Source organism: Citrobacter sp. Ce006, from assembly GCF_030336535.1.
Lineage (GTDB): Bacteria > Pseudomonadota > Gammaproteobacteria > Enterobacterales > Enterobacteriaceae > Citrobacter > Citrobacter europaeus.
The window spans coordinates 23,791-50,493 of sequence record NZ_JAOWDO010000074.1 but is presented as its reverse complement, the minus strand read 5'-3'; the positions used below and the strand labels follow the sequence as shown (position 1 = coordinate 50,493).

At 52.8% G+C, this 26,703-nt stretch carries 23 protein-coding genes; 5 read left to right on the top strand and 18 right to left on the bottom strand.

All coding sequences use genetic code 11. The features are described 5' to 3' along the window. The first annotated feature begins 110 nt into the window (after window positions 1-110). Both OGV94_RS23785 and OGV94_RS23780 read left to right on the top strand, forming a co-directional pair. Window positions 111-1,565 carry an AMP nucleosidase gene (locus tag OGV94_RS23785; protein ID WP_043015931.1) on the top strand — a complete coding sequence of 485 codons (1,455 nt, stop codon included), beginning with the start codon at window positions 111-113 and terminating at the stop codon, window positions 1,563-1,565. Between the two features lie 15 nt (window positions 1,566-1,580). Beyond that, window positions 1,581-3,359, top strand: coding sequence for an aminopeptidase P family protein (locus tag OGV94_RS23780; protein WP_043015930.1), 1,779 nt, complete (start codon window positions 1,581-1,583; stop codon window positions 3,357-3,359). Window positions 3,360-3,414: 55 nt separating this feature from the next. On the opposite strand, the gene ptsG is transcribed toward OGV94_RS23780, so the two are convergent. The 14 genes from ptsG to yceD all read right to left on the bottom strand — a co-directional run bounded on the left by ptsG (window position 3,415) and on the right by yceD (window position 16,029). Next, window positions 3,415-4,848: a PTS glucose transporter subunit IIBC gene (gene ptsG / locus OGV94_RS23775; RefSeq protein WP_003036277.1), complete on the bottom strand. Its 1,434-nt coding sequence runs from the start codon at window positions 4,846-4,848 to the stop codon at window positions 3,415-3,417. Window positions 4,849-5,264: 416 nt separating this feature from the next. Then, complete coding sequence (locus tag OGV94_RS23770; RefSeq protein WP_003036276.1) at window positions 5,265-6,062, bottom strand: metal-dependent hydrolase; 798 nt, start codon at window positions 6,060-6,062, stop codon at window positions 5,265-5,267. Between the two features lie 10 nt (window positions 6,063-6,072). Further along, window positions 6,073-7,077 carry a DNA polymerase III subunit delta' gene (holB, locus tag OGV94_RS23765; RefSeq protein WP_087050403.1) on the bottom strand — a complete coding sequence of 335 codons (1,005 nt, stop codon included), beginning with the start codon at window positions 7,075-7,077 and terminating at the stop codon, window positions 6,073-6,075. After that, window positions 7,074-7,715 (bottom strand): dTMP kinase, encoded by a 642-nt coding sequence (gene tmk, locus OGV94_RS23760; protein WP_043015927.1) that lies wholly within the window; start codon window positions 7,713-7,715, stop codon window positions 7,074-7,076. Before tmk ends, holB begins: the two co-directional genes overlap by 4 nt. Continuing rightward, entirely contained in the window at window positions 7,705-8,727 is a 1,023-nt protein-coding gene (yceG, locus tag OGV94_RS23755; protein WP_043015926.1) for a cell division protein YceG, read from the bottom strand. Before yceG ends, tmk begins: the two co-directional genes overlap by 11 nt. A 2-nt stretch (window positions 8,728-8,729) precedes the next feature. Beyond that, a complete protein-coding gene (gene pabC / locus OGV94_RS23750) occupies window positions 8,730-9,539 on the bottom strand; it encodes an aminodeoxychorismate lyase (RefSeq protein ID WP_075146321.1) in 810 nt (269 codons plus the stop codon). Window positions 9,540-9,674: 135 nt separating this feature from the next. Beyond that, entirely contained in the window at window positions 9,675-10,916 is a 1,242-nt protein-coding gene (gene fabF, locus OGV94_RS23745) for a beta-ketoacyl-ACP synthase II (protein WP_043015924.1), read from the bottom strand. A gap of 85 nt (window positions 10,917-11,001) precedes the next feature. After that, on the bottom strand, window positions 11,002-11,238 hold the full coding sequence (gene acpP / locus OGV94_RS23740) for an acyl carrier protein (protein ID WP_000103754.1): 237 nt from the start codon (window positions 11,236-11,238) through the stop codon (window positions 11,002-11,004). A 154-nt stretch (window positions 11,239-11,392) separates the two neighbouring features. Next, on the bottom strand, window positions 11,393-12,127 hold the full coding sequence (fabG, locus tag OGV94_RS23735) for a 3-oxoacyl-ACP reductase FabG (RefSeq protein WP_016149936.1): 735 nt from the start codon (window positions 12,125-12,127) through the stop codon (window positions 11,393-11,395). 12 nt (window positions 12,128-12,139) lie between these two features. Next, a complete protein-coding gene (gene fabD / locus OGV94_RS23730) occupies window positions 12,140-13,069 on the bottom strand; it encodes an ACP S-malonyltransferase (RefSeq protein WP_043015923.1) in 930 nt (309 codons plus the stop codon). Between the two features lie 15 nt (window positions 13,070-13,084). Further along, complete coding sequence (fabH, locus tag OGV94_RS23725) at window positions 13,085-14,038, bottom strand: beta-ketoacyl-ACP synthase III (RefSeq protein WP_016152639.1); 954 nt, start codon at window positions 14,036-14,038, stop codon at window positions 13,085-13,087. A 77-nt stretch (window positions 14,039-14,115) separates the two neighbouring features. Next, a complete protein-coding gene (plsX, locus tag OGV94_RS23720; RefSeq protein ID WP_072033327.1) occupies window positions 14,116-15,195 on the bottom strand; it encodes a phosphate acyltransferase PlsX in 1,080 nt (359 codons plus the stop codon). Window positions 15,196-15,317: 122 nt separating this feature from the next. Then, window positions 15,318-15,491, bottom strand: a complete 174-nt coding sequence (gene rpmF / locus OGV94_RS23715) for a 50S ribosomal protein L32 (protein WP_003036242.1) — start codon at window positions 15,489-15,491, stop codon at window positions 15,318-15,320. A gap of 16 nt (window positions 15,492-15,507) precedes the next feature. Further along, window positions 15,508-16,029, bottom strand: a complete 522-nt coding sequence (gene yceD, locus OGV94_RS23710; RefSeq protein WP_003036239.1) for a 23S rRNA accumulation protein YceD — start codon at window positions 16,027-16,029, stop codon at window positions 15,508-15,510. A 197-nt stretch (window positions 16,030-16,226) separates the two neighbouring features. On the opposite strand from yceD, the gene OGV94_RS23705 reads away from it, so the two are divergent. Beyond that, window positions 16,227-16,811: a Maf family protein gene (locus OGV94_RS23705; RefSeq protein ID WP_043015921.1), complete on the top strand. Its 585-nt coding sequence runs from the start codon at window positions 16,227-16,229 to the stop codon at window positions 16,809-16,811. A gap of 82 nt (window positions 16,812-16,893) precedes the next feature. On the opposite strand, the gene rluC is transcribed toward OGV94_RS23705, so the two are convergent. Beyond that, a complete protein-coding gene (gene rluC / locus OGV94_RS23700) occupies window positions 16,894-17,847 on the bottom strand; it encodes a 23S rRNA pseudouridine(955/2504/2580) synthase RluC (protein WP_167394270.1) in 954 nt (317 codons plus the stop codon). Between the two features lie 574 nt (window positions 17,848-18,421). On the opposite strand from rluC, the gene rne reads away from it, so the two are divergent. Continuing rightward, on the top strand, window positions 18,422-21,700 hold the full coding sequence (gene rne / locus OGV94_RS23695; RefSeq protein WP_286524563.1) for a ribonuclease E: 3,279 nt from the start codon (window positions 18,422-18,424) through the stop codon (window positions 21,698-21,700). Window positions 21,701-21,740: 40 nt separating this feature from the next. Here the strand turns inward: rne and OGV94_RS23690 are convergent, their stop codons facing one another. Further along, window positions 21,741-22,691 carry a LysR family transcriptional regulator gene (locus OGV94_RS23690; protein WP_230586299.1) on the bottom strand — a complete coding sequence of 317 codons (951 nt, stop codon included), beginning with the start codon at window positions 22,689-22,691 and terminating at the stop codon, window positions 21,741-21,743. Window positions 22,692-22,787: 96 nt separating this feature from the next. Between OGV94_RS23690 and OGV94_RS23685 the strand changes: the two genes are divergently transcribed. Then, the gene (locus OGV94_RS23685) at window positions 22,788-23,987 is read left to right on the top strand and encodes an MFS transporter (protein WP_043015917.1); all 1,200 of its coding nucleotides are present in this window, start codon (window positions 22,788-22,790) and stop codon (window positions 23,985-23,987) included. 77 nt (window positions 23,988-24,064) lie between these two features. On the opposite strand, the gene flgL is transcribed toward OGV94_RS23685, so the two are convergent. Next, window positions 24,065-25,018: a flagellar hook-associated protein FlgL gene (gene flgL, locus OGV94_RS23680; protein WP_080625389.1), complete on the bottom strand. Its 954-nt coding sequence runs from the start codon at window positions 25,016-25,018 to the stop codon at window positions 24,065-24,067. A gap of 14 nt (window positions 25,019-25,032) precedes the next feature. Next, a complete protein-coding gene (flgK, locus tag OGV94_RS23675; RefSeq protein WP_043015915.1) occupies window positions 25,033-26,691 on the bottom strand; it encodes a flagellar hook-associated protein FlgK in 1,659 nt (552 codons plus the stop codon). Window positions 26,692-26,703: the final 12 nt, after the last annotated feature.

The window sequence follows — 26,703 nt, the reverse complement described above, 5'->3', positions numbered from 1 at the left end:
GCGAAGGTCGTCCGGCCTTCGCACAATCTTCCTCAACGTCTGACTTTTGTTTCATATTCCTGTGACATACTATCGGGAGTGCAGTACATCTGTGGAACAAGGAGACAGACATGATCAATAAGGGCTCCAGCCTGACACCGGCTCAGGCACTGGATAAACTGGACGCGCTGTACGAGCAGTCGGTTAAAGCACTGCGAAGCGCCATTGGTAAGTATATTGAAACAGGGATACTCCCTGACGTAACAGCCCGCCATAATGGTCTTTTTGTTTACCCGTCGCTTTGTGTCACCTGGGACGGCAGCGCCACAAATCCCCCGAAAACCCGCGCCTATGGCCGTTTTACCCACGCGGGCAGCTACACCACAACGATTACCCGTCCGTCGCTTTTTCGTCCATATCTTGAGGAACAGCTCACGCTGCTGTATCAGGATTATGATGCGCATATCTCCGTCGAACCATCGCTGCATGAAATTCCCTATCCATACGTCATTGACGGTTCTGAACTGACGCTTGACCGCTCGATGAGCGCCGGATTAACGCGCCATTTTCCCACTACAGAATTGTCCCAGATTGGTGACGAAACGGCAGATGGGATTTTTCATCCGGCGGAATTCTCCCCGTTGTCACACTTCGACGCCCGACGCGTAGATTTTTCGCTGGCACGACTGCGTCACTACACAGGAACACCGGTTGAACATTTTCAGCCTTTTGTGCTGTTCACCAACTACACCCGCTACGTCGATGAGTTCGTGCGCTGGGGCTGCAGCCAGATCCTCGACCCGGACAGTCCGTATATCGCGCTGTCATGCGCGGGCGGGATCTGGATCACCGCAGAAACTGAAGCTCCGGAAGAAGCCATCTCCGACCTCGCCTGGAAGAAACACCAGATGCCTGCCTGGCATTTAATCACCGCCGACGGTCAGGGGATCACGCTGGTCAATATTGGCGTTGGCCCGTCTAACGCCAAAACCATTTGCGATCATCTGGCCGTACTGCGCCCTGACGTCTGGCTGATGATTGGGCACTGTGGCGGGCTGCGTGAAAGCCAGGCGATTGGCGACTATGTTCTGGCCCACGCTTATCTGCGTGACGATCACGTGCTGGATGCAGTTCTACCGCCGGATATCCCAATTCCGAGCATTGCGGAAGTACAGCGCGCACTGTATGACGCCACCAAAGAAGTCAGCGGCATGCCTGGCGAAGAGGTTAAACAGCGCCTGCGTACCGGTACCGTCGTCACCACTGACGATCGTAACTGGGAGCTACGCTATTCCGCTTCTGCGCTGCGTTTCAACCTCAGCCGCGCGGTGGCTATCGATATGGAAAGCGCCACCATCGCCGCCCAGGGCTACCGCTTCCGCGTTCCTTACGGCACGCTGCTGTGCGTTTCCGATAAACCGCTCCATGGCGAGATCAAACTGCCTGGTCAGGCCAACCGTTTTTATGAAGGCGCCATTTCCGAGCACCTGCAAATAGGTATCCGGGCTATCGATCGTCTGCGTGCTGAAGGCGACCGACTGCACTCCCGTAAATTACGTACGTTCAACGAACCGCCGTTCCGTTAAGGCCTGAAGGTAACTATGCACAACTCAACTCCTCTTTCCGCCCTGCGTAACCTGCTGATAGCGCAGGGGCTGGATGGCATGATTGTCCCGCGCGCCGACGCTCATCAAAGCGAAGATTGTACGCCGCATGACAATAAGCTGGCCTGGCTGACCGGTTTTAGCGGCTCTGCGGGACTCGCGCTGGTCCTGCAAGACCGCGCATTAATGTTTGTCGATGGACGTTATCAGGTCCAGGTGCGCAATGAAGTCTCGCTGGATGATTTTGAAATTCATCATTTACACGATGAACCGCTGGCTGACTATTTGCAGTCTCACGTTACAGCGGGCGCGCGTATCGGCTTTGAACCGCTGCTGATGGTCAACAGCCAGTTTGAAGCGCTTTCAGCAACGCATTGCGAGTTGGTGCCTCTTGCACAGGATCCTTTTGACCAGGTGTGGCTCGACCGCCCGGCGGCACCCTGTGGAATCATTCGTGAAATGCCCATTGAAATCAGCGGGGAAAGCAGTACGCAAAAGCGTGCCCGCGTCGTGGAGCAACTCATTCAACACCAGGCCGACGTCCTGGCGATCACCCTGCCGGATAACATTGCCTGGCTGTTGAATGTACGCGGTTCGGATCTGGCCATGGTGCCAGTGCCGTTTTCGTTTGCCCTGCTCCATCGCAGCGGTGAGCTGGAATGGTTTGTGGATAGCAACAAAACGCAACAGCTCCCCGCATCGCTGCTGAATACGCTTACGCTGGCCCCGCAAGAGAGTTTCCTGGCGCGCTGCCAGCAGTTGGCTAAGGGTAAGCGCTTCCTGGTCGATAGAGACTACGCCCCGGTTGCGTTGCGTTTTGCCATTGAAGAACACGGCGGCAACGTCTTGTGGGCTCCTGACCCCATCACCCTGATGAAAGCGCACAAAAATGACGTGGAACTGGCAGGCTATCGGGAATGCCATGAACAGGATGGCGCTGCCTGGGTTAACTTCCTCGCCTGGCTTACGCATGAAGTCCCCTTGCGCGAAGCTGCAGGCAATCCGGTCACCGAACTGGAAGCGCAGGCAAAGCAACTGGAATTTCGCCAGCAGCAGCTGGGATTTATCGAGCAAAGTTTCAGCACGATTTCAGCCTCTGCCAGCAATGCCGCAATGTGCCATTACCACTCCAGTGAAAAAACCAATACGCCAATTACCTCTCAGGCCATGTACCTGAATGATTCCGGCGGCCAGTACCATAATGGTACGACGGATACGACGCGCACCCTCGCGTTTGGTCCACAGGATCCGCAGCGTCGTCTGCATTACACCGCCGTGTTGAAAGGCTTTTTGTCGCTTATCTCGCTGCAGTTCCCCAGCGGTACTCAGGGACATCAACTGGATGCCTTTAGTCGTCGGGCGTTGTGGGATTTAGGTCTGGATTTTGATCATGGAACAGGACACGGGGTCGGCCATCAGCTACTTATTCATGAGCAGCCCCATCGCATCGCCAAAAAAGTAAACCCCTGGCCTTTGGTAACAGGCAATATCATTACCATCGAACCGGGTTATTATCTGGCCGGGCAATATGGGATCCGTATTGAGAATCAGGTGGAGATTATCAACAGTCGTCCTGGTTTCTGTCGTTTCTCAACGTTGACGCTGGTGCCGATTGATTTGAATCTGGTTGAACGGCATCTGCTCAGCGATGCAGAGAAGCAGTGGATTGATGATTATCACCAGCAGGTCAGAGAGTCGTTATCCCCTCGCGTGAACGCAGAGGCACGTCCGTGGCTGTTCGCCGCTACCGCGCCGATTCGCGTTCAGGCTAATTAATACAATAAAAAAGGCAGCCCGCAGGCTGCCTTAGTTCTCCCCAACTTCTTACTGCTTAGCTGTTACGGATGTACTCATCCATTTCAGTTTTCAGGTTATCGGACTTCGTCCCGAAGATAGCCTGAACACCGGAACCAGCTACCACAACGCCCGCCGCACCCAGTTTCTTCAGGCCAGCCTGATCCACTTTGGCAACGTCAGCCACGCTGACGCGCAGACGAGTGATGCACGCGTCGAGGTTAGTGATGTTTTCTTTACCGCCGAATGCTGCAACCAGAGCCGGAGCCATTTCACCGGATGCGCCTGCTTTGCTGTCTTCGGTAGCATCTTCACGACCCGGCGTTTTCAGGTCCAGCGCTTTGATCAGCACACGGAAGATGGTGTAGTACACGATCGCATAACCGATACCGACAATCGGGAACAGCCACAGTTTGCTGCTGTTGCCGGACAGAACGATAAAGTCGATCAGACCGTGGGAGAACGACGTACCGTCACGCATACCCAGCAGGATACAGATCGGGAATGCCAGACCAGCCAGAATCGCGTGGATGATGTACAGGATCGGCGCCACGAACATGAAGGAGAACTCGATCGGCTCGGTAATACCGGTCAGGAACGAGGTCAGCGCCGCGGAGATCATGATACCGCCCACTTTCGCGCGGTTTTCTGGTTTTGCAGAATGCCAGATAGCGATAGCAGCAGCCGGCAGACCGTACATTTTGAACAGGAAGCCACCGGACAGTTTGCCTGCAGTCGGGTCACCCGCCATATAGCGAGGGATGTCGCCGTGGAAAACCTGACCTGCAGCGTTGGTGTATTCACCGATCTGCATCTGGAATGGAACGTTCCAGATATGGTGCAGACCAAACGGCACCAGGCAGCGTTCAATGAAGCCATAGATACCGAACGCCACGACCGGGTTCTGGTATGCAGCCCACTGGGAGAACGTCTGAATAGCAGTACCGATTGGTGGCCAAATGAAGGACAGAACCACACCCGTGAAGATGGCGGCCAGACCAGAAATAATAGGAACGAAGCGCTTACCCGCAAAGAAGCCCAGATACTCAGGCAATTTGATACGGTAGAAGCGGTTGAACATATACGCTGCAATCGCACCGGAGATAATCCCCCCGAGAACACCCGTATCAGCAAGGTGTTTAGCGGCGATCTCTTCAGCAGGTAAATGCAGAACCAGCGGCGCAACAACAGCCATGGTTTTGACCATGATGCCGTAAGCAACAACGGATGCCAGTGCAGATACGCCGTCGTTGTTGGTGAAGCCTAACGCAACACCGATAGCAAAAATCAGCGGCATGTTTGCAAAAACAGAACCGCCTGCTTCTGCCATTACGTGCGATACAACGGCTGGCAGCCAGCTGAAGTTAGCGGAACCGACGCCCAGCAGAATACCTGCAATCGGGAGTACGGATACCGGCAGCATCAGCGATTTACCGACCTTTTGCAGGTTAGCAAATGCATTCTTAAACATAATTAGGAGTGCTCCTGAGTATTTGTGCTTATACACTTCATCCTTCAAACCGCCTCAGCGTTGGCTGCGCTCGATCATCCCAGTCACTTACTCAAGTAAGCTCCTGCAATTCACTCACTTGCCGCCTTGATGCAGCCTGAATGACTTTGTGTATTCTACGTTCTCACGCATTGGCGAGGGGGGAGAACCTCGCCGTGTACAGGGCATCTAAGTACCCTTTATTTATTACACAGAGTAAAATAATTCAGTTTGTTTTTGTTTGACGGCTATCACAATTCAGTCGTGGATGGCCGCAAAATCCGCACATTCCGATAAAATGAGTTTCTGAATGTGTCAAACTGGTTATTCACCGCCCATTTTGTGGCGGTGAACTTTACTCGCATTGGTGATTAATTACGAGCTTTAAAAAAAGTCAGTTAACGAACTGATTGTAGGCGAGAAGCGTCGATGTGAAACAGGCGGGCAAAGTTATCAGTGGTTGCCTGCGCCAGTTCTTCAACGGCAACACCTTTCACTACGGCCATGTACTCCGCAACGTCACGAGTCATGGCGGGCTGGTTTTCTTTCCCACGATGCGGTACAGGCGCAAGGTAGGGAGAATCCGTCTCAACCAATAACCGGTCCAGAGGAACATAGCGGGCGGCATCACGGAGCTGTTCTGCGTTGCGGAACGTGACGATGCCGGAAAACGAGATATAAAAACCGAGGTCCAGCAATTTCCCCGCCGTTTCTCTGTCCTCTGTAAAACAGTGTAGTACGCCGCCACAATCCGTCACTTTTTCTTCGCGCAGAATAGACAGCGTATCGGCTCGCGCATCGCGGGTGTGCACGATGACCGGCTTTTGTAATTCGCGGCCAATCTGAATATGGTGGATAAAAGATTCCTGCTGGCGCACCTTTGTTTCCGGCGTATAAAAATAGTCCAGACCAGTTTCTCCCATCGCCACCACCCCCTCTTCGGCAGCAAAGCGGCGCAGCTCTTCAACATCATAGGTTTCATCCTGATTTAACGGATGCACGCCGCAGGAGAAAACCACATTGTCACGCTCACCGACCAGTTCGCGCATACTGCGATATCCTGGCAGAGTGGTCGCAACGGCAAGACAGAATTTCACATCACGTGCGGCCGCTTTCGCCAGCACGTCATCCACGTCCTTATGCAGAGATTGATAATCCAGGCCATCAAGATGGCAGTGTGAGTCGACTAAAAACATAATGTCTCTCTCAAAGATGGGGAACAGGCAGTACGGTGCCCGGTTGCAGGTAATGCTCAATACGCAGGATAAGGTCGGTTAGTATCAGTTCACGGTTTATGCCTGTAATGTTCAGCAACTGCTGACGGCAATGACAAACGTCACCGAGTATCGCCTGTATCTGGGCGACGGATAACCGTTCTGCGATAGAAGATATCAGGTCCAGCGCATCAGGATTCGTTAAATGGGAAACCCCATATGGACGTTTCAACGCATCCGTCAACAACGTTGCCAGCCAGTGTAAACGGGCGGCAGCCTGATCGTGGTTTAACGCCGCGAGCAAGATATACCAGTCGCCTGCGTTTAATGTGTTCCCCAGTGCCGCACAAAAATCTGTGCGATGCGCCCAGCTTTCAGCCTGTAACAGCGTAATTGCTGCGCCAGGCGAACCTGCGCTCAGGCGTAATGCGCTAAGCAGCGCTTCTGGAGACGCGGTCACTTCTCGGGCAAGCCAGGAAATAGCGTACGACTCAGCCGGTGGCGCAAGGTGATATAACCGACAGCGGCTACGTAGCGTGGCCAATAAACGTGCAGGCTCTCGACTGGCGAGGAAGAACCAGGTCTGCGCCGGAGGCTCTTCCAGCGTTTTTAACAAGGCATTGGCGGCGGCGTCAGTTAGCTGGGCGGCATCCGGGATCCACACCACTTTCGCCCCCCCCAGGCGTGAATGCTCGTACAATTTCTCACTGACTTCGCGTACCGCATCAACCCCCAGCGTGCTTTTGCCTTTTTCCGGCAGCAGCGAGTAGTAGTCAGGATGCGTCCCCGCCTGCATCAGCTGACAGCCCCGGCACTGTCCGCAGCTTTTATGTCCTTCGGGCTGCTGGCACATTAAATAGCGGCTGAGCGCGTAAATCAGCGCATCGTCGCCCATGCCGGGTAACGCCTGAATCAGTAACGCATGGTGACCACGACCCGCCTGATAGCTGGCTACCAGTTTTTCAAAATCCGGTCGTAACCATGGATACCATTTCATGCGCGCTGCTCCTTCACCCACTGGGTGATGGTATTGCGGATATCTGCCATCACAGACTCCAGCGGCTGCGTCGCGTCGATAGTACGAATGCTGGCATCTTTGGCCGCCAGCTCAAGATAACGCGCGCGGGTGCGATTAAAGAAATCGAAAGATTCCTGCTCAATACGATCCAGCTCGCCGCGCGCGCGTGCGCGCTTCAATCCGACTTCCGGAGTCACGTCCAGATAGAGCGTCAGGTCCGGGCGAAAATCACCGAGCACCGCATCGCGCAGGGTTGCCAGCATGTTTTGGTCGATGCCGCGCCCGCCCCCCTGATACGCCTGAGTCGACAAATCGTGGCGGTCGCCAATTACCCATGCGCCTTTTGCCAGCGCAGGTTTAATAACGGTTTCGACCAGTTGTACGCGTGCGGCGTAAAACATCAGAACTTCGGCTTTATCGGTGATGACCTCGTCACCCACCGATTTAATGTCCAGCACCAGACTTCTTAGTTTCTCAGCGAGCTGCGTTCCACCAGGTTCACGGGTGAAAACCATGTCACGAATACCGAGTTGCTCAAGTGTCTCTACAACCACGTTACGCGCGGTGGTTTTTCCGGCGCCTTCCAGGCCCTCGATGACGATATAGTTACTGCCCATTTTTTTCCTTAAGCACTTTCAGGTAATCCTGCACGGACCGGTTATGGCTGGCAAGATTGGTATTAAACGTATGGCCACCTTTACCGTCAGCCACGAAATAGAGGTACGGCGTTTTTGCCGGATGCGCCGCGGCCTGCAACGAGGCCTCTCCCGGCATGGCAATCGGGCCAGGCGGTAGCCCCGTAATGGTGTAGGTGTTATAGGCGGTTGGGGTATCTAAATCCACACGCGACAATTTGCCATTATACCGTGTCCCCATCCCGTAAATCACCGTCGGATCGGTTTGTAAGCGCATGCCAATCCGTAAGCGGTTAATAAAGACTGAAGCCACCTGATCGCGCTCGCTGGCTACCGCTGTCTCTTTTTCGATAATGGAGGCCATGGTTACCAGCTGATTTTTGTCCTGATAAGGCAGGCCTTCAGCGCGCCCTTCCCAGACGGTATCCACCGCTTTAACCATCTTCTGATGCGCACGTTTTAGCAACGCCACGTCGGTTGTATTGGCGGTATACATCCAGGTATCTGGCCAGAACCAGCCTTCCACCCATTGCGGATTTTCCAGCTTCAGCGCCTCGGCAACGGTCTCGTAGCTATCATCGCTCAGCGTATGTTTGATATACGGGGCATCACGCAGCTGTTTGAGGTAATCGCTCAGGCGCATCCCTTCAACCAGACGTAACGGAAACTGCGCCTCTTTACCGCTTTCCAGCAGTTGCAGCATGTCCCGCACCGTCATATCGGGCGTAAAACGGTAGGTTCCGGCTTTAAAATGCGACAGTTCGGGTTCCACTCGCAGCAACCACTGGAACACGCGCGGACGATTGAGAACCTTGTCGGCATACAGCTGTTCGCCGAGAGCCAGACGGCCCGTACCCGCTTTCAGCGTAAAAATCGTCTCTTCTTTAATCAATAATTTACTGTCCGCCAGATGGCGAACTTTCCACATTCCCACTCCCGCGGCAATGCCCAGCACAACCAGCAATAACAGGACAACGAGTAACAGTTTTTTCATGACTAATTCGGGTGCTCACAAAGTGGGGCTAAAAAATCGAATAACAAACGTGAAGACAACAATGTGTCGCCACAAGCACGCACGGGAATAACAGGCATTAACGCGTTACAGACGACAATTTCATCGGCCTGCATAACCTCTTCCAACCCGGCATACTTTTCGACAATACTGAACGGCGATTGTGCCAGCATCCGGATACAGAATTGTCGCATAATGCCGTTCACGCCTGCCTGATCCAGCCTGGGAGTGTATACCACATCGCCCTTACGCCAGAACAAATTAGCCGCACAGCATTCCGTAACCCATCCCTCACTGTCAAGGACCAGCGCTTCATCTGCGTCCGTCTGCTCAAGATGAGAGCGAATCAACACCTGCTCCAGTCGATTCAGATGTTTAAGTCCGGCAAGTAGCGGATTACGCCCCAGTCGCACTGGGCTTAGCGCCAGCGTAATCCCCTCTTGCCGCCAACGATCGTAATGATCGGGCCAGGCTGAAACAGAGATAATACGTGTGGCATTGCGACAGTTTGCACCACTGTAACCCCGGCCACCGCTGCCACGGCTGACAATAACTTTCAACACACCACGCGAGTGCCCTTGCGCCAGCATTTTCATTTCACTTTCCAGCTCTGACCAATGTTCGAAAGAGATCAGCAATTTTTGGCAAGCGTTTTGTAAACGTTCAAGATGCGCTGCAAAGAGGCATATTTCACCGTTAATAATGCGCGCAGTGGTAAAACAGCCATCACCAAATTGGGTCGCTCGATCGCTTGCGGCCAGCATATTTTGCTCGCAGCCATTAATTAAGAACATGGTGGCTCCTTATTTCTGGTCCGCTAGTTTGGCAGGATGAGGTACACAGGACAAGGGTGGAAAACCGAATAAAAAAAGGCCCGACAAGCGGACCTTTTTAAATTGCTATCGATGCTAACGCATCACCTGACGAACTTAAATCTTTTTAAAGATCAAAGAGCCGTTAGTACCACCGAAGCCGAAGGAGTTACACAGGGCGAACTCCAGACCACTAACCTGACGCGCTTCGTGAGGTACGAAGTCCAGGTCACAACCTTCATCCGGGTTATCCAGGTTGATGGTTGGTGGAATAGCCTGATCGCGCAGCGCCAGGATAGAGAAAATAGACTCTACCGCGCCCGCCGCACCCAACAGGTGTCCGGTCATAGATTTAGTGGAGCTGACCATCACACGGCTTGCCGCATCGCCAAAGACAGATTTCACGGCCTGGGTTTCAGCTTTATCGCCTGCAGGCGTAGACGTACCATGCGCGTTGACATAGCCGATCTGACCCGCTTCGATAGCCGCATCGCGCAGTGCGTTGACCATTGCCAGCGCAGCGCCTGCACCGTTTTCCGGTGGCGACGTCATGTGGTAAGCATCGCTGCTCATACCGAAGCCAACGACTTCAGCATAGATTTTTGCACCGCGCGCTTTCGCATGCTCGTACTCTTCCAGTACCACCATGCCTGCGCCGTCGCCCAACACGAAGCCATCACGATCTTTGTCCCACGGGCGGCTTGCCGCTTGCGGGTTATCATTACGCGTAGACAACGCACGTGCTGCGCCAAAACCACCCACGCCCAGCGGCGTACTGGCTTTTTCTGCACCACCCGCAACCATCGCGTCTGCATCGCCGTATGCAATGATACGTGCGGCATGACCGATGTTATGTACGCCTGAAGTACAGGCCGTCGCGATGGAGATGCTTGGGCCCTGCAGGCCGTACATGATGGTCAGGTGACCTGCCACCATGTTAACAATCGTCGACGGAACGAAGAACGGGCTGATCTTACGCGGTCCACCGTTTACCAGAGAGGTATGGTTTTCTTCGATAAGACCGAGACCGCCAATACCAGAGCCAATAGCGGCGCCAATACGGTGAGCGTTCTCTTCCGTAATTTCGAGGCCAGAATCCTGCATGGCCTGAACGCCAGCGACAATTCCATATTGAATGAAAGCATCCATCTTGCGCTGTTCTTTGCGCGAGATAATGTCTTCACAGTTAAAATCCTTTACTAAGCCAGCAAATTTCGTTGCATAGGCGCTAGTATCGAAATGGTCGATCAGGCTGATGCCACTCTGACCGGCAAGGAGAGCTTTCCAGGTAGACTCTACGGTATTGCCGACAGGAGACAACATGCCCAGTCCGGTCACAACTACACGACGCTTAGACACGGTTGTCCTCCAGGGAGGGAAAATAATTCAAGTGGGATAAAAAGATAAAACTCAGGCGGTCGAATGACCGCCTGGAGATGTTCACTTACGCCTGGTGGCCGTTGATGTAATCAATGGCAGCCTGAACGGTAGTGATTTTCTCAGCTTCTTCGTCCGGAATCTCAGTATCAAACTCTTCTTCCAGAGCCATTACCAGCTCAACGGTGTCAAGAGAATCTGCGCCCAGGTCTTCAACGAAGGAAGCATTGTTGGTTACTTCTTCCTGCTTAACGCCCAGCTGTTCGCCGATAATTTTCTTAACGCGTTCTTCGATAGTGCTCATACTCTTAAATTTCCTATCAAAACTCGCTTTCGCGATGGTTTTCGTAGTGTATAAAATGTTGAAAAATTTGCAACTAAATCCCGGCAGGTCTTACCACGATTTTACGTTATTTTGAGGCCAAGACCTACAATAACGCAAATATTTTTCATCGTGGTTAAACCATGTACATCCCGCCGTTGACGTGCAAAGTCTCACCTGTGATGTAACTTGCTTCGTCAGAAGCTAAAAATGCAACCGCACTGGCGATTTCTTTCGGTTCGCCAAGACGACCCGCAGGTACTGCCGCCAGCGTACCCGCACGCTGGTCATCAGACAGCGCACGCGTCATGTCCGTTTCAATAAAGCCCGGAGCAACAACGTTTACAGTAATGCCACGAGACGCAACTTCGCGCGCCAGTGATTTACTGAAGCCGATCAGACCCGCTTTCGCCGCAGCGTAGTTAGCCTGACCCGCATTTCCCATGGTACCAACCACAGAACCGATAGTGATAATACGCCCATGACGCTTTTTCATCATAGCTCGCATTACCGCTTTTGACAGACGGAAAACAGATGACAGGTTGGTTTCGATGATATCGTTCCACTCGTCATCTTTCATGCGCATTAACAGGTTATCACGAGTAATCCCGGCATTATTGACCAGGATATCGACTTCACCAAATTCTGCGCGAATATTTTCCAGAACAGATTCGATAGATGCCGGATCGGTCACATTCAACATCAGACCTTTACCATTTGCACCTAAGTAATCACTAATGGCCTGCGCGCCGCTTTCGCTGGTGGCAGTACCGATAACTTTCGCGCCACGGGCAACGAGTGTCTCAGCAATTGCGCGGCCAATGCCACGGCTTGCACCGGTAACCAGCGCGATTTTTCCTTCAAAACTCATGGTCTTCCTCTTTTATTGCTCTAGCGCCGCAGACAGTGCCGCCGGCTCATTCAGTGCCGAAGCAGTCAGGGTGTCAACAATACGTTTCGTCAAACCGGTCAGAACTTTACCCGGACCAACTTCATACAGGTGCTCAACGCCCTGGGATGCCATAAATTCAACGGTTTTAGTCCACTGAACCGGGCTGTACAGCTGACGAACCAGCGCATCGCGAATAGCGTCAGCGTCGGTTTCGCACTTCACGTCGACGTTGTTGACAACCGCAACGGTCGGCGCGTTAAACGTGATTTTTTGCAATTCAACAGCCAGTTTCTCAGCAGCAGGCTTCATCAGCGCGCAGTGAGAAGGAACGCTGACCGGCAGCGGCAAAGCACGCTTAGCGCCAGCAGCTTTACAGGCAGCGCCGGCACGTTCTACGGCTTCTTTGTGCCCGGCAATAACCACCTGACCCGGTGAGTTAAAGTTAACCGGTGAAACCACCTGGCCTTCGGCAGACTCTTCACACGCTTTAGCGATAGCTGCGTCATCCAGACCGATAATAGCAGACATGCCGCCAGTGCCTTCCGGCACGGCTTCCTGCATGAATTTACCACGCAGTTCAACCAGACGTACGGCATCGGCAAAACCGATAACACCCGCACATACCAGCGCAGAGTATTCGCCCAGGCTGTGACCCGCCATCAGCGCAGGTGTTTTGCCACCCTGCTGCTGCCATACGCGATAAAGCGCGACCGAGGCGGTCAACAGCGCTGGCTGCGTCTGCCAGGTTTTATTCAGTTCTTCGGCCGGACCCTGCTGAGTCAACGCCCACAGATCATAGCCCAGCGCAGCTGATGCTTCAGCAAAAGTTTCTTCAACAATTGGGTAGTTTGCCGCCATTTCGGACAACATCCCAACGGTCTGGGAACCCTGCCCCGGGAACACAAATGCAAATTGCGTCATGGTTAAATCCTTATACTAGAAACGAATCAGCGCAGAGCCCCAGGTGAATCCACCCCCAAAGGCTTCAAGCAATATCAACTGCCCAGCTTTAATACGCCCGTCGCGGACGGCTTCATCCAGCGCGCACGGTACGGAGGCCGCGGAGGTATTGCCATGTCTGTCGAGCGTCACGACAACATTATCCATCGACATACCCAGCTTTTTCGCTGTTGCGCTGATAATACGCAGGTTTGCCTGATGCGGCACCAGCCAGTCCAGCGCAGAACGGTCGAGATTATTCGCTTCCAGCGTTTCATCAACGATGTGTGCAAGCTCGGTTACCGCGACTTTAAAGACTTCGTTACCCGCCATCGTCAGGTGGATCGGGTTTTCCGGGTTAACGCGATCGGCATTGGGCAGCGTTAACAGTTCGCCATAGCGACCATCCGCGTGCAGATGCGTGGAGAGAATGCCTGGCTCTTCAGATGCGCTCAGTACAACCGCACCCGCGCCATCTCCGAAAATAATGATCGTTCCGCGATCGGTTGGATCACAGGTACGGGCCAGAACATCTGAGCCAACCACCAGAGCATGCTTCACTGCGCCAGACTTAACGTACTGGTCGGCAACGCTCAGCGCGTAAGTGAAACCAGCACAAGCGGCCGCAACATCAAACGCCGGACAGCCTTTGATCCCCAGCATACTTTGGATCTGGCATGCCGCGCTTGGAAATGCGTGAGTGGATGACGTGGTGGCAACCACAATCAGACCAATTTGTTCTTTGTCGATGCCCGCCATTTCAATTGCGCGGTTTGCGGCGGCAAAGCCCATCGTCGCAACTGTTTCATTTGGCGCTGCAATATGGCGTTCACGGATACCTGTACGAGTAACGATCCACTCATCAGATGTCTCAACCATTTTTTCCAAATCGGCGTTAGTACGCACTTGTTCAGGCAGATAGCTGCCAGTACCAATAATCTTCGTATACATGTACGCTCAGTCACTTTTTGGTTATATACCGCCACGAGCAAATCGCTGATACGTTGGCAGCATTCACAAACACATCGTTATCTGTGTGCTCGTGAGGTTGCGCTTTCGCCACCGTCCAGCAGTTCGAATCCAGCTGGGTATACAGATTCCAGGCGAGCGGCAATTCGCTGAGGAACTTGTCGCTGCACCGCCTGCACTGCCTGTTCAATCGCGACTTCAAATGCTCGCTGATTGGCTGCACCATGACTCTTAATCACCGTGCCGCGCAATCCTAACAGACAGGCGCCATTATACTGGTCGGGGTTGAGGTGACTAAATCGCCTTGTCAGGCTTTTTTGTAACCAACGTTTTAATAACAGCAGCCACCACGACCGTTTTTTGCCCTCACCCTGAGACTTCAGCAGTGAAAGGAACATTCTGACAACACCTTCCATCGTCTTTAATGTGACATTACCTGTAAAGCCGTCACAGACCAACACATCGGTTTTGCCAGTCAGTAACTCATTGGCTTCAAGATAGCCGATATAATTAATAGAAGGGATTGTTTTTAGCACTGCAGAAGCATCCCGAATACTGTCGAGACCCTTGGTTTCTTCTTCGCCGATGTTGAGCAACGCAACTCGGGGATTGGCAATGCCAACCACCTCTTCTGCCAGCACGGAACCCATGACGGCAAATTGCACCAACATCGTGCTATCACAATCCACGTTGGCGCCCAAATCCAACACCACCGTTTTGCCCTTTTGCTGATGGGGTAAAACCGTCACCAACGCAGGACGCTCAATCCCCTCAAGAGGTTTGAGCAATAACTTCGCAAGTCCCATTAGCGCGCCCGTATTACCGGCGCTCACACAGGCTTGCGCTCGACCTTCTTTCACGAGCTCCAGGGCAACACGCATTGAGCTTCCACGACTGGCGCGAATAGCTTGCGAGGGCCGGGCATCACTGGCAATAACTGACTGAGCAGGGATAATCTGCAGACGTGAACGTTGTTCGAAGTCAGCTTTGGCAAGTAATGGCGTGATTGTATCGGGATCCCCGACTAAAAGAAGTGTGAGTTGCGAATTAGAATTCAGTGCCTGCAATGCTGCAGGCACTGTCACGGTAGGGCCAAAATCTCCCCCCATGACATCTAACGCCAGGGTTAGACGTGTCAAGGTATCGTCGCTGCCCGGTTAGGTGTTTCCCCAGTTACCCGGGGAAAGCCTCACTAAGCTTCATCACGCGTGTACTCTTTGTCTTTCTCACCGTAGTGGGAAAGCCATCGAGTCATGCGTGATTACTTAGCGATTACCTTACGGCCACGGTAGAAACCGTCGGCAGTGATGTGGTGACGCAGGTGTTGTTCACCAGAAGTTTTGTCTACAGACAGGCTGGTGACTGCGGTCAGAGCGTCATGAGAACGACGCATGCCACGTTTGGAACGGGTTGGTTTATTCTGTTGTACGGCCATGGACCTTACTCCTCAATTACTTACGCTTTAAGCTGGCTAATACGGCAAATGGGTTTGGTTTTTGCGCTTCATCAGGCAATTCGCCAAAGACCATGTCCGCCTCGGACACTTCACAGTGTTCAGAATCATGCACCGGAACTACCGGCAAGGAGAGGATAATCTCATCTTCAACCATTGCAAGCAGATCGATTTCACCGAATTCGTTAACCTCAATCGGCTCATACGCTTCCGGGAGTGCTTCAGCCTGCTCGTCAGAACGGACAGGACTAAAACAATATGTTGTGTGAACATGAAGTGGGAACGGTTTCCCGCAACGCTGACATTCGAGCGTAACCGATACTTTTGCATCACCGGTTATGACGGCAAGGCGCTGGTTATCGATCGCGAACGACATGGAGCATTCCACATCACTGTCCACACTGACTACAGAATCGGCGACGCGCTCAACCAGATCAGAAGTATAGATACCTTCATAATCGAGGCGTTTTTGAGCCGTACGAACCGGATCAAGAGTCAGGGGTAATTTTACCTTTTGCATAGGGCGCGCATATTAACTTTGTAACGTCATATAGTCAAAGAAAAAGGCAGCCTGTGGTTGCCTTTTGCCAATAATTCGCACACATTGCGGGTCATCGACTTAAAATCGCTCAACACAAGCCATTACAGCCAGCTTGTAGGACGAAGTCCATAGTTTAAAATGGCTCTCATCAATACGCTATATGCGAGGGAAAAAATATGCCTCAACTTATTCTTGCTTCGACCTCTCCCTGGCGCCGCGCTTTACTGGAAAAACTGGCAATCCCGTTCGAATGCGCCGCACCAGAGGTTGACGAAACGCCGTTACCGGGTGAAGCTCCGCGACACTTAGTCTTGCGACTGGCGCAGAAAAAAGCGCAATCTCTCGCCCACCGCTATCCATCGCACCTTATTATCGGCTCCGATCAAATTTGTGTTCTTGATGGTGAAATAACCGGCAAACCGTTAACAGAAGAAAATGCGCGCCAGCAGCTACTCAAAGCCCGGGGCAATATTGTGACGTTTTATACCGGACTGGCGCTGTATAATTCTGCGACCGGACATTTACAAACTGAAGTTGAACCGTTTGACGTTCATTTCCGTCATTTAAGCGAAACGGAAATTGAAGATTACGTGCGCAAAGAGCGTCCGCTGCATTGTGCCGGTAGTTTTAAAAGCGAAGGATTGGGCATTGCACTCTTTGAGCGCCTGGAAGGTCGTGACCCAAATACCTTGATCGGTTTGCCGCTGATCGCGCTGTGTCAAATGCTGCGCCGGGAAGAGATGAACCCGCTGAACGCCTGATTAATCTGCCTGATGGCGACGCGATGCGTCTTATCAGGCCTACGATGCATAACACGATTGCAGGCCTGATAAGCAACGCGCGTCAGGCTTTGCGGCGTAATACCTCGAGGCAGCGCTTCAACTGTTTATCCATCGGCGCTTCAATACGCATCACTTCACCGGTACCCGGATGCGTAAATTTCAACGCTGCGGCGTGCAAAAAGAGCCTGCTCAGCCCGGTATCCGCCAGTTGCTTATCGAACTCGCGGTCGCCGTAGCGGTCATCAAAGGCAATAGGATGTCCGGCATATTGAGTATGCACGCGAATCTGGTGCGTGCGCCCGGTCACGGGGCTACAGCGCACAAGCGTAGCAAACGCGTAGCGCTCTTCCACTTTAAAACGCGTTTCCGATGGTTTGCCTTCCTGATTCACCCGCACGATACGCTCGCCGCTTTGCAGGATGTTCTTTAACAACGGTGCCTGCACGTTTTTCACATGTGACTGCCACTGGCCTCGTACCAACGCGAGGTAGTCTTTCTGCATCCCTTTTTCACGCAGTTGTTCATGCAATGAACGTAAGGCTGAGCGCTTTTTAGCAACCAGCAACACGCCGGAGGTATCCCGATCGAGACGATGTACCAGTTCAAGGAAGCGCGCTTCCGGTCGCAGCGCACGTAAACCTTCAATGACGCCAAAGCTTAACCCGCTCCCGCCATGCACGGCCGTACCTGAGGGTTTGTTAAGCACCAGAATGTGGTCATCTTCATATAAAATGACATCGGTCAGCGCCGCGACCTTCTGCAAATTCGGTGAAATGGCCTCTTCTTCACGTTCAGCGACACGTACAGGTGGAATACGCACAATGTCCCCATCTTCGAGTTTGTACTCGGGTTTAATGCGTTTTTTGTTCACCCGCACTTCGCCTTTACGCAAAATGCGATAAATCATACTTTTTGGCACACCCTTGAGTTGGGTGCGCAAAAAGTTGTCGATGCGTTGCCCTGCTTCGTCGGCAGTAATGGCAACTGTTTTTACGGCTGGAGTCTCTGTTTTCATGGGGGCCGATTTTAAATAGCCATCAAGATTCGCGCCACACATTTTTCTATGCTTATATTAACTGCTATACCTTATTACTTAAGTTTGACATAGCCGATTTGGTGGTTATTAAAGCAATCACTACGCGGAAGTGAAAAAACTGTGAGTAACCGGGTGATAAATGGCAAAAGTCATCTTGCTATAACAAGGTTAGCAGTGGAATAATGAGGTTGTTTCCGTGTTGAATCTTGTTAAAACAAGAACTTTTCCGGAATGACCCAATTTTGCCCGACCGATCATCAACGCAGCAATGGCGTAAGACGTATTGATCTTTCAGGCAGTTAGCGGGCTGCGGGTTGCAGTCCTTACCGGTAATAAGGAAGCTTTTCTGGAGAGTAACACCCAGACTGTTCCCCTGATAATTGCGCTGTGTTTCCGTATGAAATACAGGCAACCGACACTCTGCGCCTCTTTGAGCTGACGATAACCGTGAGGTTGGCGACGCGAATAGACACGAGGCCATCGGTTCACACCCGGAAAGGCATTACTCTGCCCGCAGCTTAGTCGTCAATGTAAGAATAATGAGTAAGTTACGATGAAAAGAATGTTAATTAACGCGACTCAGCAGGAAGAGTTGCGTGTCGCCCTTGTAGATGGGCAGCGTCTGTACGATCTGGATATCGAAAGTCCTGGACACGAACAGAAAAAAGCCAACATCTATAAAGGCAAAATTACCCGTATTGAACCGAGTCTGGAAGCGGCTTTTGTTGATTACGGCGCTGAACGTCACGGTTTCCTCCCGTTAAAAGAAATTGCCCGCGAATACTTCCCCGCTAATTACAACTCCCATGGCCGTCCCAACATTAAAGATGTGTTGCGCGAAGGTCAGGAAGTCATCGTTCAGATCGATAAAGAAGAACGCGGCAATAAAGGCGCTGCGCTGACTACCTTTATCAGCCTGGCAGGGAGTTATCTGGTCCTGATGCCGAACAACCCGCGCGCGGGCGGCATCTCCCGTCGCATTGAAGGCGACGACCGTACCGAATTAAAAGAAGCGTTGGCAAGTCTGGAACTGCCTGATGGTATGGGGCTTATCGTGCGTACCGCAGGTGTCGGCAAATCCGCCGAAGCGCTGCAGTGGGACTTGAGTTTCCGCCTTAAGCACTGGGAAGCGATTCAAAAAGCCGCTGACAGTCGCCCTGCTCCGTTCCTGATCCATCAGGAAAGCAACGTTATCGTTCGCGCATTCCGTGACTACTTGCGTCAGGACATCGGCGAAATCCTCATCGACAACCCGAAAGTGATGGAGATGGCGCGTCAGCACATCGCCGCGCTGGGTCGTCCGGATTTCAGCAGCAAAATCAAACTGTACACCGGTGAAATTCCACTGTTCAGCCACTATCAAATCGAGTCTCAGATTGAGTCTGCGTTCCAGCGCGAAGTGCGCCTGCCGTCAGGCGGCTCAATCGTTATCGACAGCACCGAAGCGCTGACCGCTATCGATATCAACTCCGCACGCGCTACCCGCGGCGGCGACATCGAAGAAACAGCGTTCAACACCAACCTTGAAGCTGCCGATGAAATTGCTCGTCAGCTGCGTCTGCGCGACCTCGGTGGCCTGATTGTCATCGACTTCATCGATATGACTCCGGTTCGCCACCAGCGCGCGGTTGAAAACCGTCTACGCGAAGCCGTGCGTCAGGACCGAGCGCGTATTCAGATCAGTCATATTTCACGCTTCGGCCTGCTGGAGATGTCCCGTCAGCGTCTGAGCCCGTCTCTGGGTGAATCCAGCCATCACGTATGCCCACGCTGTTCCGGTACGGGTACCGTACGTGACAACGAATCACTGTCGCTGTCTATTCTGCGTCTGATCGAAGAAGAAGCGCTGAAAGAAAATACCCAGGAAGTTCATGCTATTGTTCCTGTGCCGATCGCATCCTACCTGCTCAACGAAAAACGTACCGCGGTAAATGCCATCGAAACGCGTCAGAATGGCGTGCGCTGTGTGATTGTGCCAAACGATCAGATGGAAACCCCGCATTACTCCGTACTGCGTGTACGCAAAGGGGAAGAAACACCAACCCTGAGCTACCTGCTGCCAAAACTGCATGAAGAAGCAATGGCATTGCCGACGGAAGAAGAATACGTCGAGCGTAAACAGCCAGAACAGCCGGCATTAGCTACCTTTGCTATGCCAGACGTGCCGCCAGCCCCTGCACCGCAGGAGCCTGCAGCGAAAGCCGCCGCGCCTAAAGCCGCAGCAGCGACCGCAGCCGTCGCCGCACAACCGGGTTTGATTAGCCGTTTCTTTGGCGCACTGAAGTCCATCTTCGGTGGCAGCGAAGAAGTGAAACCGGTTGAACAACCTGCACCAAAAGCTGAAGAGAAAGCCGAACGCCAGCAGGATCGTCGTAAACCGCGGCAGAACAATCGTCGCGACCGTAACGACCGTCGTGATAATCGCGACAACCGTGGCGATCGTGATAACCGTAACGAGCGTTCAGAAAGCGGCGAAAACCGTGAAGATAACCGCCGTAACCGTCGTCAGTCTCAGCAGCAAAATGCGGAAGCGCGCGATAACCGCCAGCAGTCCGTTGACGTCGCCGACAAAGCGAAATCCGGTGATGAGCAGCAGGCTCCGCGTCGCGAGCGCAACCGCCGTCGTAACGATGACAAACGTCAGGCGCAGCAAGAAGTTAAAGAGCTGAACCTGGCTGAACAACCGGCGCAGGATACCGAGCAGGAAGAGCGCGTACGTCAGCCTCAGACTCGCCGTAAACAGCGTCAGTTGAATCAGAAAGTTCGTTTTACAGATAGCCCGGCTGTTGAAGCTGAAGTGGTAACTGCCGCTGCGATCGCTGAAACGGCAGTCGTTCAACCAACTGAACAGCCAGCACCGGCACAGCGTACCGAACTGGCGAAAGTTGATCTGCCAGCCGTCGTTGCGACTGAGCAGGATGACAACAGCGAAGCGCGCGACTCAAATGGTATGCCGCGTCGTTCCCGTCGTTCTCCTCGCCATCTGCGCGTAAGTGGTCAGCGTCGTCGTCGTTATCGTGACGAGCGTTATCCGGTTCAGTCGCCGATGCCATTAACGGTCGCCTGCGCATCTCCAGAATTAGCGTCCGGCAAAGTATGGATCCGCTACCCTGTCGCTCGTCCTCAGGATCAGCAGGTTGAAGAGCAGCGCGAACAGGAAATGGTTCAGGAGCAAACTGCGACTGTGGCCGTAGAGCCTCAGGTTGCAGCTGCCGTTGAGCACATTGTGGACGCCCCGGCGTCGGTTGAAACCGTACAGCCAGAGGTGGTTATTGCCGAACCTCAGGCCGCCGCTGTTGAAACCGCACAGGTAGAAACCACACATCCGGAATTCATTGCTACTCCGGTCGAGGAACAACCACAAATTATCGCTGAATCCGACGCACCTGTTGCCGAGGAAACCGTTGCGAAAGCCGAACCTGTCGCTGAAGTCGTGACTGCGCCGGTTGTCGATGCGCCTGCGGAAGTTGTTATTTCACAGCCTGAAGTGGTTGAAGAGATCGCTGAGGTTGTGGAAACAGTACCAGTTGTGGAAACCGCACCGGTTGTTGAAGAAGTTGCAGCGCCGAAAGAAGTTGTTGCAGCACCTGTCGTCGAAGCCGCAGTCGTTAAGGCTGAAGTTGTCGCAACCAGCGTTGACACGGAACATCTTCACAGCCATGCAACCGCGCCGATGACGCGCGCACCGGCACCAGAGTATGTGCCTGAAGCGCCGCGTCATAGCGAGTGGCAGCGCCCGGCATTCGCCTTTGAAGGGAAAGGTGCCGCAGGTGGACACAGCGCCACACACCAGGCGACTGCGCCAGCAACACGCCCACAGCCCGTTGAGTAAGACGTAATCAACATCAAAGCCGACCTTCGGGTCGGCTTTTTTATACCTGCTCTACGCGTTTCATCCCCGTTAGCTGCGGCATGACATCTTTCATTAACGCCAGAAACTTGCGTAATCGGGTGGGATAGTAACGCGCCCAGGGATAAACCAAATGTACAGGCAACGACGCCGCATGCCACTCGGGTAGCAGCGTAACCAGTCGTCCACGAGCAATATCCTCCTCGACCATCCAGCTTGAAACAATGGCCACACCCAACCCTGCCAGGGCGGCATTTCTTGCGACATAAATGCTGTCGGTGCTTAATCTGGGTGTAATATTCAGCGTAACAGGTTCATTACGTGGTCGATGCAGCAACGAAACGCTGTGCTGGTAAAATGTGTTCACTGCAATCCATGGCAGCGTTGATAACTGCTCCGGATGCGAAAGCTCGCTATATTGCTCAAGCAAAGCAGGATTCACTACCATGCTACGAGGAACCTCAGCCAGTAAAACCGAGACCGTCGCTGGATCAACCTCTGCCCCAACCCTGATGGCGCAATCAATATTATCGCTCAGGAAATCAACGGTTTTATCATTGAGCATCCACTCTACCGACAACTGCGGATAGCGCGAAAGAAACTGCAAAAGCGGTTCAAGAAGCTGTTGCTGCCCGAACGCATGCGGAGCACGTACTCGCAGCGTTCCCACCGGTTCATCCTCCGTAACATTGAGTCCATCTTCCAGCGCCAGCCAGGCATCAATAATATTCTTGGCATGCTGGTAGCCGCGTTCGCCGTCGTCGGTCAGTTTCATCGCATGCGTGGTGCGCATGATCAGTTTTACACCCAGCAGCGCTTCCAGGGATTGTAACCGTCGACTGACGGTCGCCTGCGTTGTCCCCATCTGCTTTGCCGCTGCTGAAAGCGACCCCGCCTCGACGATACGCACAAACGTGCGCATCAGCTCCACTCTATCTATACGCTCAGTTTTTACCATTCCAAGTTTCTTCATACGTCTGACGTATAACTGTTTTACCACCGCGCTCGCTACCGCGCCACCCGCTGAAGGTTAAAAATAGCCGCACATCCTGTGATTGAGGAATCAACTGTGAACACACATACCGCCCTTACCCGTTGGGTTATTTTTGTACTGGCATCAGGCGCCGGATTCAGCGTGGCATCCATCTATTATGCCCAGCCGCTTCTGCCCTTAATGGGTCAGGATCTGGCCCTAAGCATCACCGGCATGGGGCTGGTTCCGACGCTAACCCAGGCGGGTTACGCGTTGGGGATTTTCTTTTTATTACCATTAGGCGACCGCTATGACCGTCGGACGCTAATCCTGTTGAAAAGCCTCGCGCTCGCCGTACTGCTTCTGGCCTGCAGCTTTACCGGCCAATTGCATTCGCTTTTACTGGTCAGCCTGTTGATGGGAATGGCGGCAACCATGGCGCAGGACATCGTTCCCGCTGCGGCAATTCTGGCCCCTGAAGGCAAGCAGGGAAAAACGGTAGGTACCGTGATGACGGGCCTGCTGCTGGGAATTTTACTTTCACGTACCGTTAGCGGGCTAATAGGTGAGGCGTTTGGCTGGCGCGAAATGTATCAACTCGCAGCCTTCAGCATTGCTGTGATTTCCACCATCATGTGGAAAGTGCTCCCTCGTTTTGCTGTCCATTCCACGCTGAGCTACCCGTCATTACTGCTCTCAATGGCGCAACTGTGGCAGCGGTATCCCGCATTGCGCCGCGCGGCGCTGGCACAAGGCTTTCTGTCTGTTGCCTTTAGCGCCTTCTGGTCCACGTTGGCAGTGATGTTATCTGAGCATTATCACATGGGTAGCGCTATGGCTGGCGCGTTTGGTATCGCGGGCGCGGCTGGTGCGCTTGCCGCGCCGCTGGCAGGCCATCTTGCCGACAAAGTGGGCGCAGCGAAAGTGGCGCAGTTAGGTGCTTTGCTGGTAACAGTATCTTTCGCCCTGATGTTCCTGTTACCCGCCCTGCCAGTACAGGGGCAGTGGCTGCTTATTGCCCTTTCGGCGGTAGGTTTTGATCTCGGATTGCAATCCAGCCTGGTTGCCCACCAGAACCTGGTCTATGGCCTCGAGCCCCAGGCACGTGGACGCCTGAACGCGCTACTGTTTACAATGGTATTTATCGGTATGGCGTTGGGTTCGGTTCTCGGAAGTCAGGTCTACGCGCAGGCAGACTGGGAAGGTGTGGTTACGCTGGCAACGTTTAGCGGTGCGATTGCGCTGGTAATAAGATTAACGGGGAATCTGTCACTGAGAAAAACAACCGTGGCCTAAAAAAATGCCCGCTCCGGGGTGTTAAAGGAGCGGGCAGACAAACATATCCAGTTTCATGATATGTTCAAAAAAGGTCGTTACCGGTTAAGCTGGAACAGCGACATGCCCTGCATATCGGTAAACGTTTTGTACGATGCCTGCAGCGCAGCCTGCTGCATCACGTAGGACGAAATCGCTGCGTTCCAGTCAACATCCACCAGATTGCTCATCTGCTGAGTTTGCCCCAATGCACGATCGGCTCCCAGTGAATCCAGCGAGCTTAATTCGCTAAGCTGCGTGCCTAATTCCGCACGGACGCTCAACACATTATTGAGTGAATTCTTTAAACCACGGTTGGTTTTATCAATCGCCTCAGCGGCCTTTGCTTTCGCCACATCATCGCCTTCAATCGGCGTATTCAGGGCTGCAATAGCTGTATCCAGCATTACGAATAAGTTCGTTTCAGACTTGCTACCATCTGGCTCCGGAACCGCGTTGCTGGTCACCGAGTTAAAAATTTTATCTCCGGTATGACCAATCACCATTGACCGAGCGGCATCAACCTGTTGGGTGATATTTTCAGTTCCACCACTATAAGTACCATCAGTCTGGGCAAATGGTGGAACTTCGGTTTTGTAGCCGCCAAAGATATAGCGACCATTACCGTCGGTACTGTTAGCCAAATTCATCAGTTGATCGCGGAGCCCTTGCAAATCAGTCGCTAACGATGCTCTGTTGTCATCACTCAATGTACCGTTGCCGGCGTTGACAATTTTTTCCTGCGCCGCGGTAATCGCGGTCGTCGCCCGGCTTAAAACGTTCTCTTCCAGTGACACTTTTTGCGTCGCGAAAGTACGCGCCAGCGTATATTGGCTGTTTTGCGCCTGAGCCTGAGAAAGCACTACAGCCTGCGAGGCGGCAATCGGATCGTCAGACGGGTTGATCACGCGTTTGCCCGTTGACATCTGCTCACCAAATTTTATCCATTCGGCCTGAGAGTTGGTAATGCCACGCATGTTCTGCTGGTACATCATCTGAGTACTAATACGCATTGAGTCCCTCTCCCTTAGCGAATATTCAGAAGCGCATCAAAGAGCGAATTTGCTGTTTGCAGCACTTGTGCGTTGGCCAGGTAATACTGTTGATAACGCTGCAAATTGCCGTACTCTTCATCGAGGTTAACCCCGGAAATCGACTGTTGCTGATTAGAAAGCTGCGTAACTACGTTGTTCTGGGTGGTGGCGCTGGTTTTCAGGGTAGCGGTTTTATTCCCGACATCGCTCACCAGCGTTGCGTACGCGTCATTGAAGGTTTTATTTCCGACAGTCGCTTTGGTTTGCAGATCCAACAATTTTTGGCCGTTACGGTTATCGCTTTTCCCTTTATCCTTATCTGGATCGATATCATTTTTGGATACTTCGGCCATGGCGATTTTCGACTCATCAGTCACAGCCACTTTCATATCAACAATGACATTACCCACTGGCTTCACCGTAAAGCTATCATTCGCTTTCGCTCCCGCCCCTACGGTTATCTCCAGCCCATCAAAGGACATTTTTCCACCAGTGACGGTCGCCTTAAAGCTGGTATTATCTGCAAGGCGAGTTACCTGCCAGTCAGTACCATCAAAAGTAATATTGTAATCAGTAGCCTGCACTGCTGAGCTATCAGTAACTTTTGCAGTTAACGACCCTGTCCCAGTATTTTTGGTATTACTGAGCACAGATGGACCGCCGATAGCAAAGAAGTCTTTACCAGCATCACCATTGGCATCAAAACCTTCTTTATGCTGCGTATTAAATGCATCGGCAAACGCCAGTGCCAGTTGCCCCAGCGTGTTACGCGTCTGGTCCAGCTCTTGAGAACGAAACGTCATCAAACCGCCCAATGAGCCGGTATCAATGAGTTTTTCAGGAATTTCAACATTTCCGGCAACGCCATCAACATAGGCCACCGTAGTGCGTGTTGGATCGGCACTGGACGGTACTGCGGCCAGTTGGCGGGCGTTGCTGCCCTGTACCAGTGAATAGCCGTTCGCCATCGTTACGTTATAGGTGCCGCCATCCTGGACACTGACTTCAACGCCGACAAGTTTGTTCAGTTCGCTAACCAGTTGGTCACGCTGATCGAGTAGATCGTTAGGCGATGCGCCCGCGCCAACGCCGGTCAGACGGGAAATCTGATCGTTGAGGCTGGCAATCTGCTTTGAGTAGTTGTTGATCTGATCTACGCTGGCTTTGATCGCAGTATTGACCTGCTTATCCTGATCGCGCAGATACTGATCGGTTGTTCTGAACTGATTCACTAAACCATCAGCTTTACCAATCAGTGCCTGACGCGCAGCCGGGTCTTCTGCATTACTGACCAGCGTCTGCAGGCTGGTAAAAAAACCCTGCATTGAGGTGGAAATTGAACTGGTTTTACTGGAAAGCAGATTGTCGATTTTCGACATTTGCTCATAGCGCGTTGTCAGGCCGCTGCTCTGGTTCTGCGCTGCACGCAACTGATTCGTGATAAAAGAATCATATTCGCGCTGTACGCCAGAAACATAGACGCCATTGCCAACCCAGCCCCCCGCACCCAGCGTGCTGTTCGCCTGCGCCATAATTGTCGTTTGGCGGGTGTACCCGGCAACGTTATAGCTGGAGATGTTATTACTGGCGGTATTCAACGCGGCCTGCGCTGCGCTAAGTCCACTCATCGCGTTATTAATCAAGCTGGACATGGAGGTTCCTTG

Coding starts and splice junctions, on each gene's coding strand:
- OGV94_RS23785 (WP_043015931.1), top strand. CDS start 111: ATGATCAATAAGGGCTCCAGCCTGACACCGGCTCAGGCACTGGATAAA.
- OGV94_RS23780 (WP_043015930.1), top strand. CDS start 1,581: ATGCACAACTCAACTCCTCTTTCCGCCCTGCGTAACCTGCTGATAGCG.
- ptsG (WP_003036277.1), bottom strand. CDS start 4,848: ATGTTTAAGAATGCATTTGCTAACCTGCAAAAGGTCGGTAAATCGCTG.
- OGV94_RS23770 (WP_003036276.1), bottom strand. CDS start 6,062: ATGTTTTTAGTCGACTCACACTGCCATCTTGATGGCCTGGATTATCAA.
- holB (WP_087050403.1), bottom strand. CDS start 7,077: ATGAAATGGTATCCATGGTTACGACCGGATTTTGAAAAACTGGTAGCC.
- tmk (WP_043015927.1), bottom strand. CDS start 7,715: ATGGGCAGTAACTATATCGTCATCGAGGGCCTGGAAGGCGCCGGAAAA.
- yceG (WP_043015926.1), bottom strand. CDS start 8,727: ATGAAAAAACTGTTACTCGTTGTCCTGTTATTGCTGGTTGTGCTGGGC.
- pabC (WP_075146321.1), bottom strand. CDS start 9,539: ATGTTCTTAATTAATGGCTGCGAGCAAAATATGCTGGCCGCAAGCGAT.
- acpP (WP_000103754.1), bottom strand. CDS start 11,238: ATGAGCACTATCGAAGAACGCGTTAAGAAAATTATCGGCGAACAGCTG.
- fabG (WP_016149936.1), bottom strand. CDS start 12,127: ATGAGTTTTGAAGGAAAAATCGCGCTGGTTACCGGTGCAAGCCGTGGC.
- fabD (WP_043015923.1), bottom strand. CDS start 13,069: ATGACGCAATTTGCATTTGTGTTCCCGGGGCAGGGTTCCCAGACCGTT.
- fabH (WP_016152639.1), bottom strand. CDS start 14,038: ATGTATACGAAGATTATTGGTACTGGCAGCTATCTGCCTGAACAAGTG.
- rpmF (WP_003036242.1), bottom strand. CDS start 15,491: ATGGCCGTACAACAGAATAAACCAACCCGTTCCAAACGTGGCATGCGT.
- yceD (WP_003036239.1), bottom strand. CDS start 16,029: ATGCAAAAGGTAAAATTACCCCTGACTCTTGATCCGGTTCGTACGGCT.
- OGV94_RS23705 (WP_043015921.1), top strand. CDS start 16,227: ATGCCTCAACTTATTCTTGCTTCGACCTCTCCCTGGCGCCGCGCTTTA.
- rluC (WP_167394270.1), bottom strand. CDS start 17,847: ATGAAAACAGAGACTCCAGCCGTAAAAACAGTTGCCATTACTGCCGAC.
- rne (WP_286524563.1), top strand. CDS start 18,422: ATGAAAAGAATGTTAATTAACGCGACTCAGCAGGAAGAGTTGCGTGTC.
- OGV94_RS23690 (WP_230586299.1), bottom strand. CDS start 22,691: ATGAAGAAACTTGGAATGGTAAAAACTGAGCGTATAGATAGAGTGGAG.
- flgL (WP_080625389.1), bottom strand. CDS start 25,018: ATGCGTATTAGTACTCAGATGATGTACCAGCAGAACATGCGTGGCATT.
- flgK (WP_043015915.1), bottom strand. CDS start 26,691: ATGTCCAGCTTGATTAATAACGCGATGAGTGGACTTAGCGCAGCGCAG.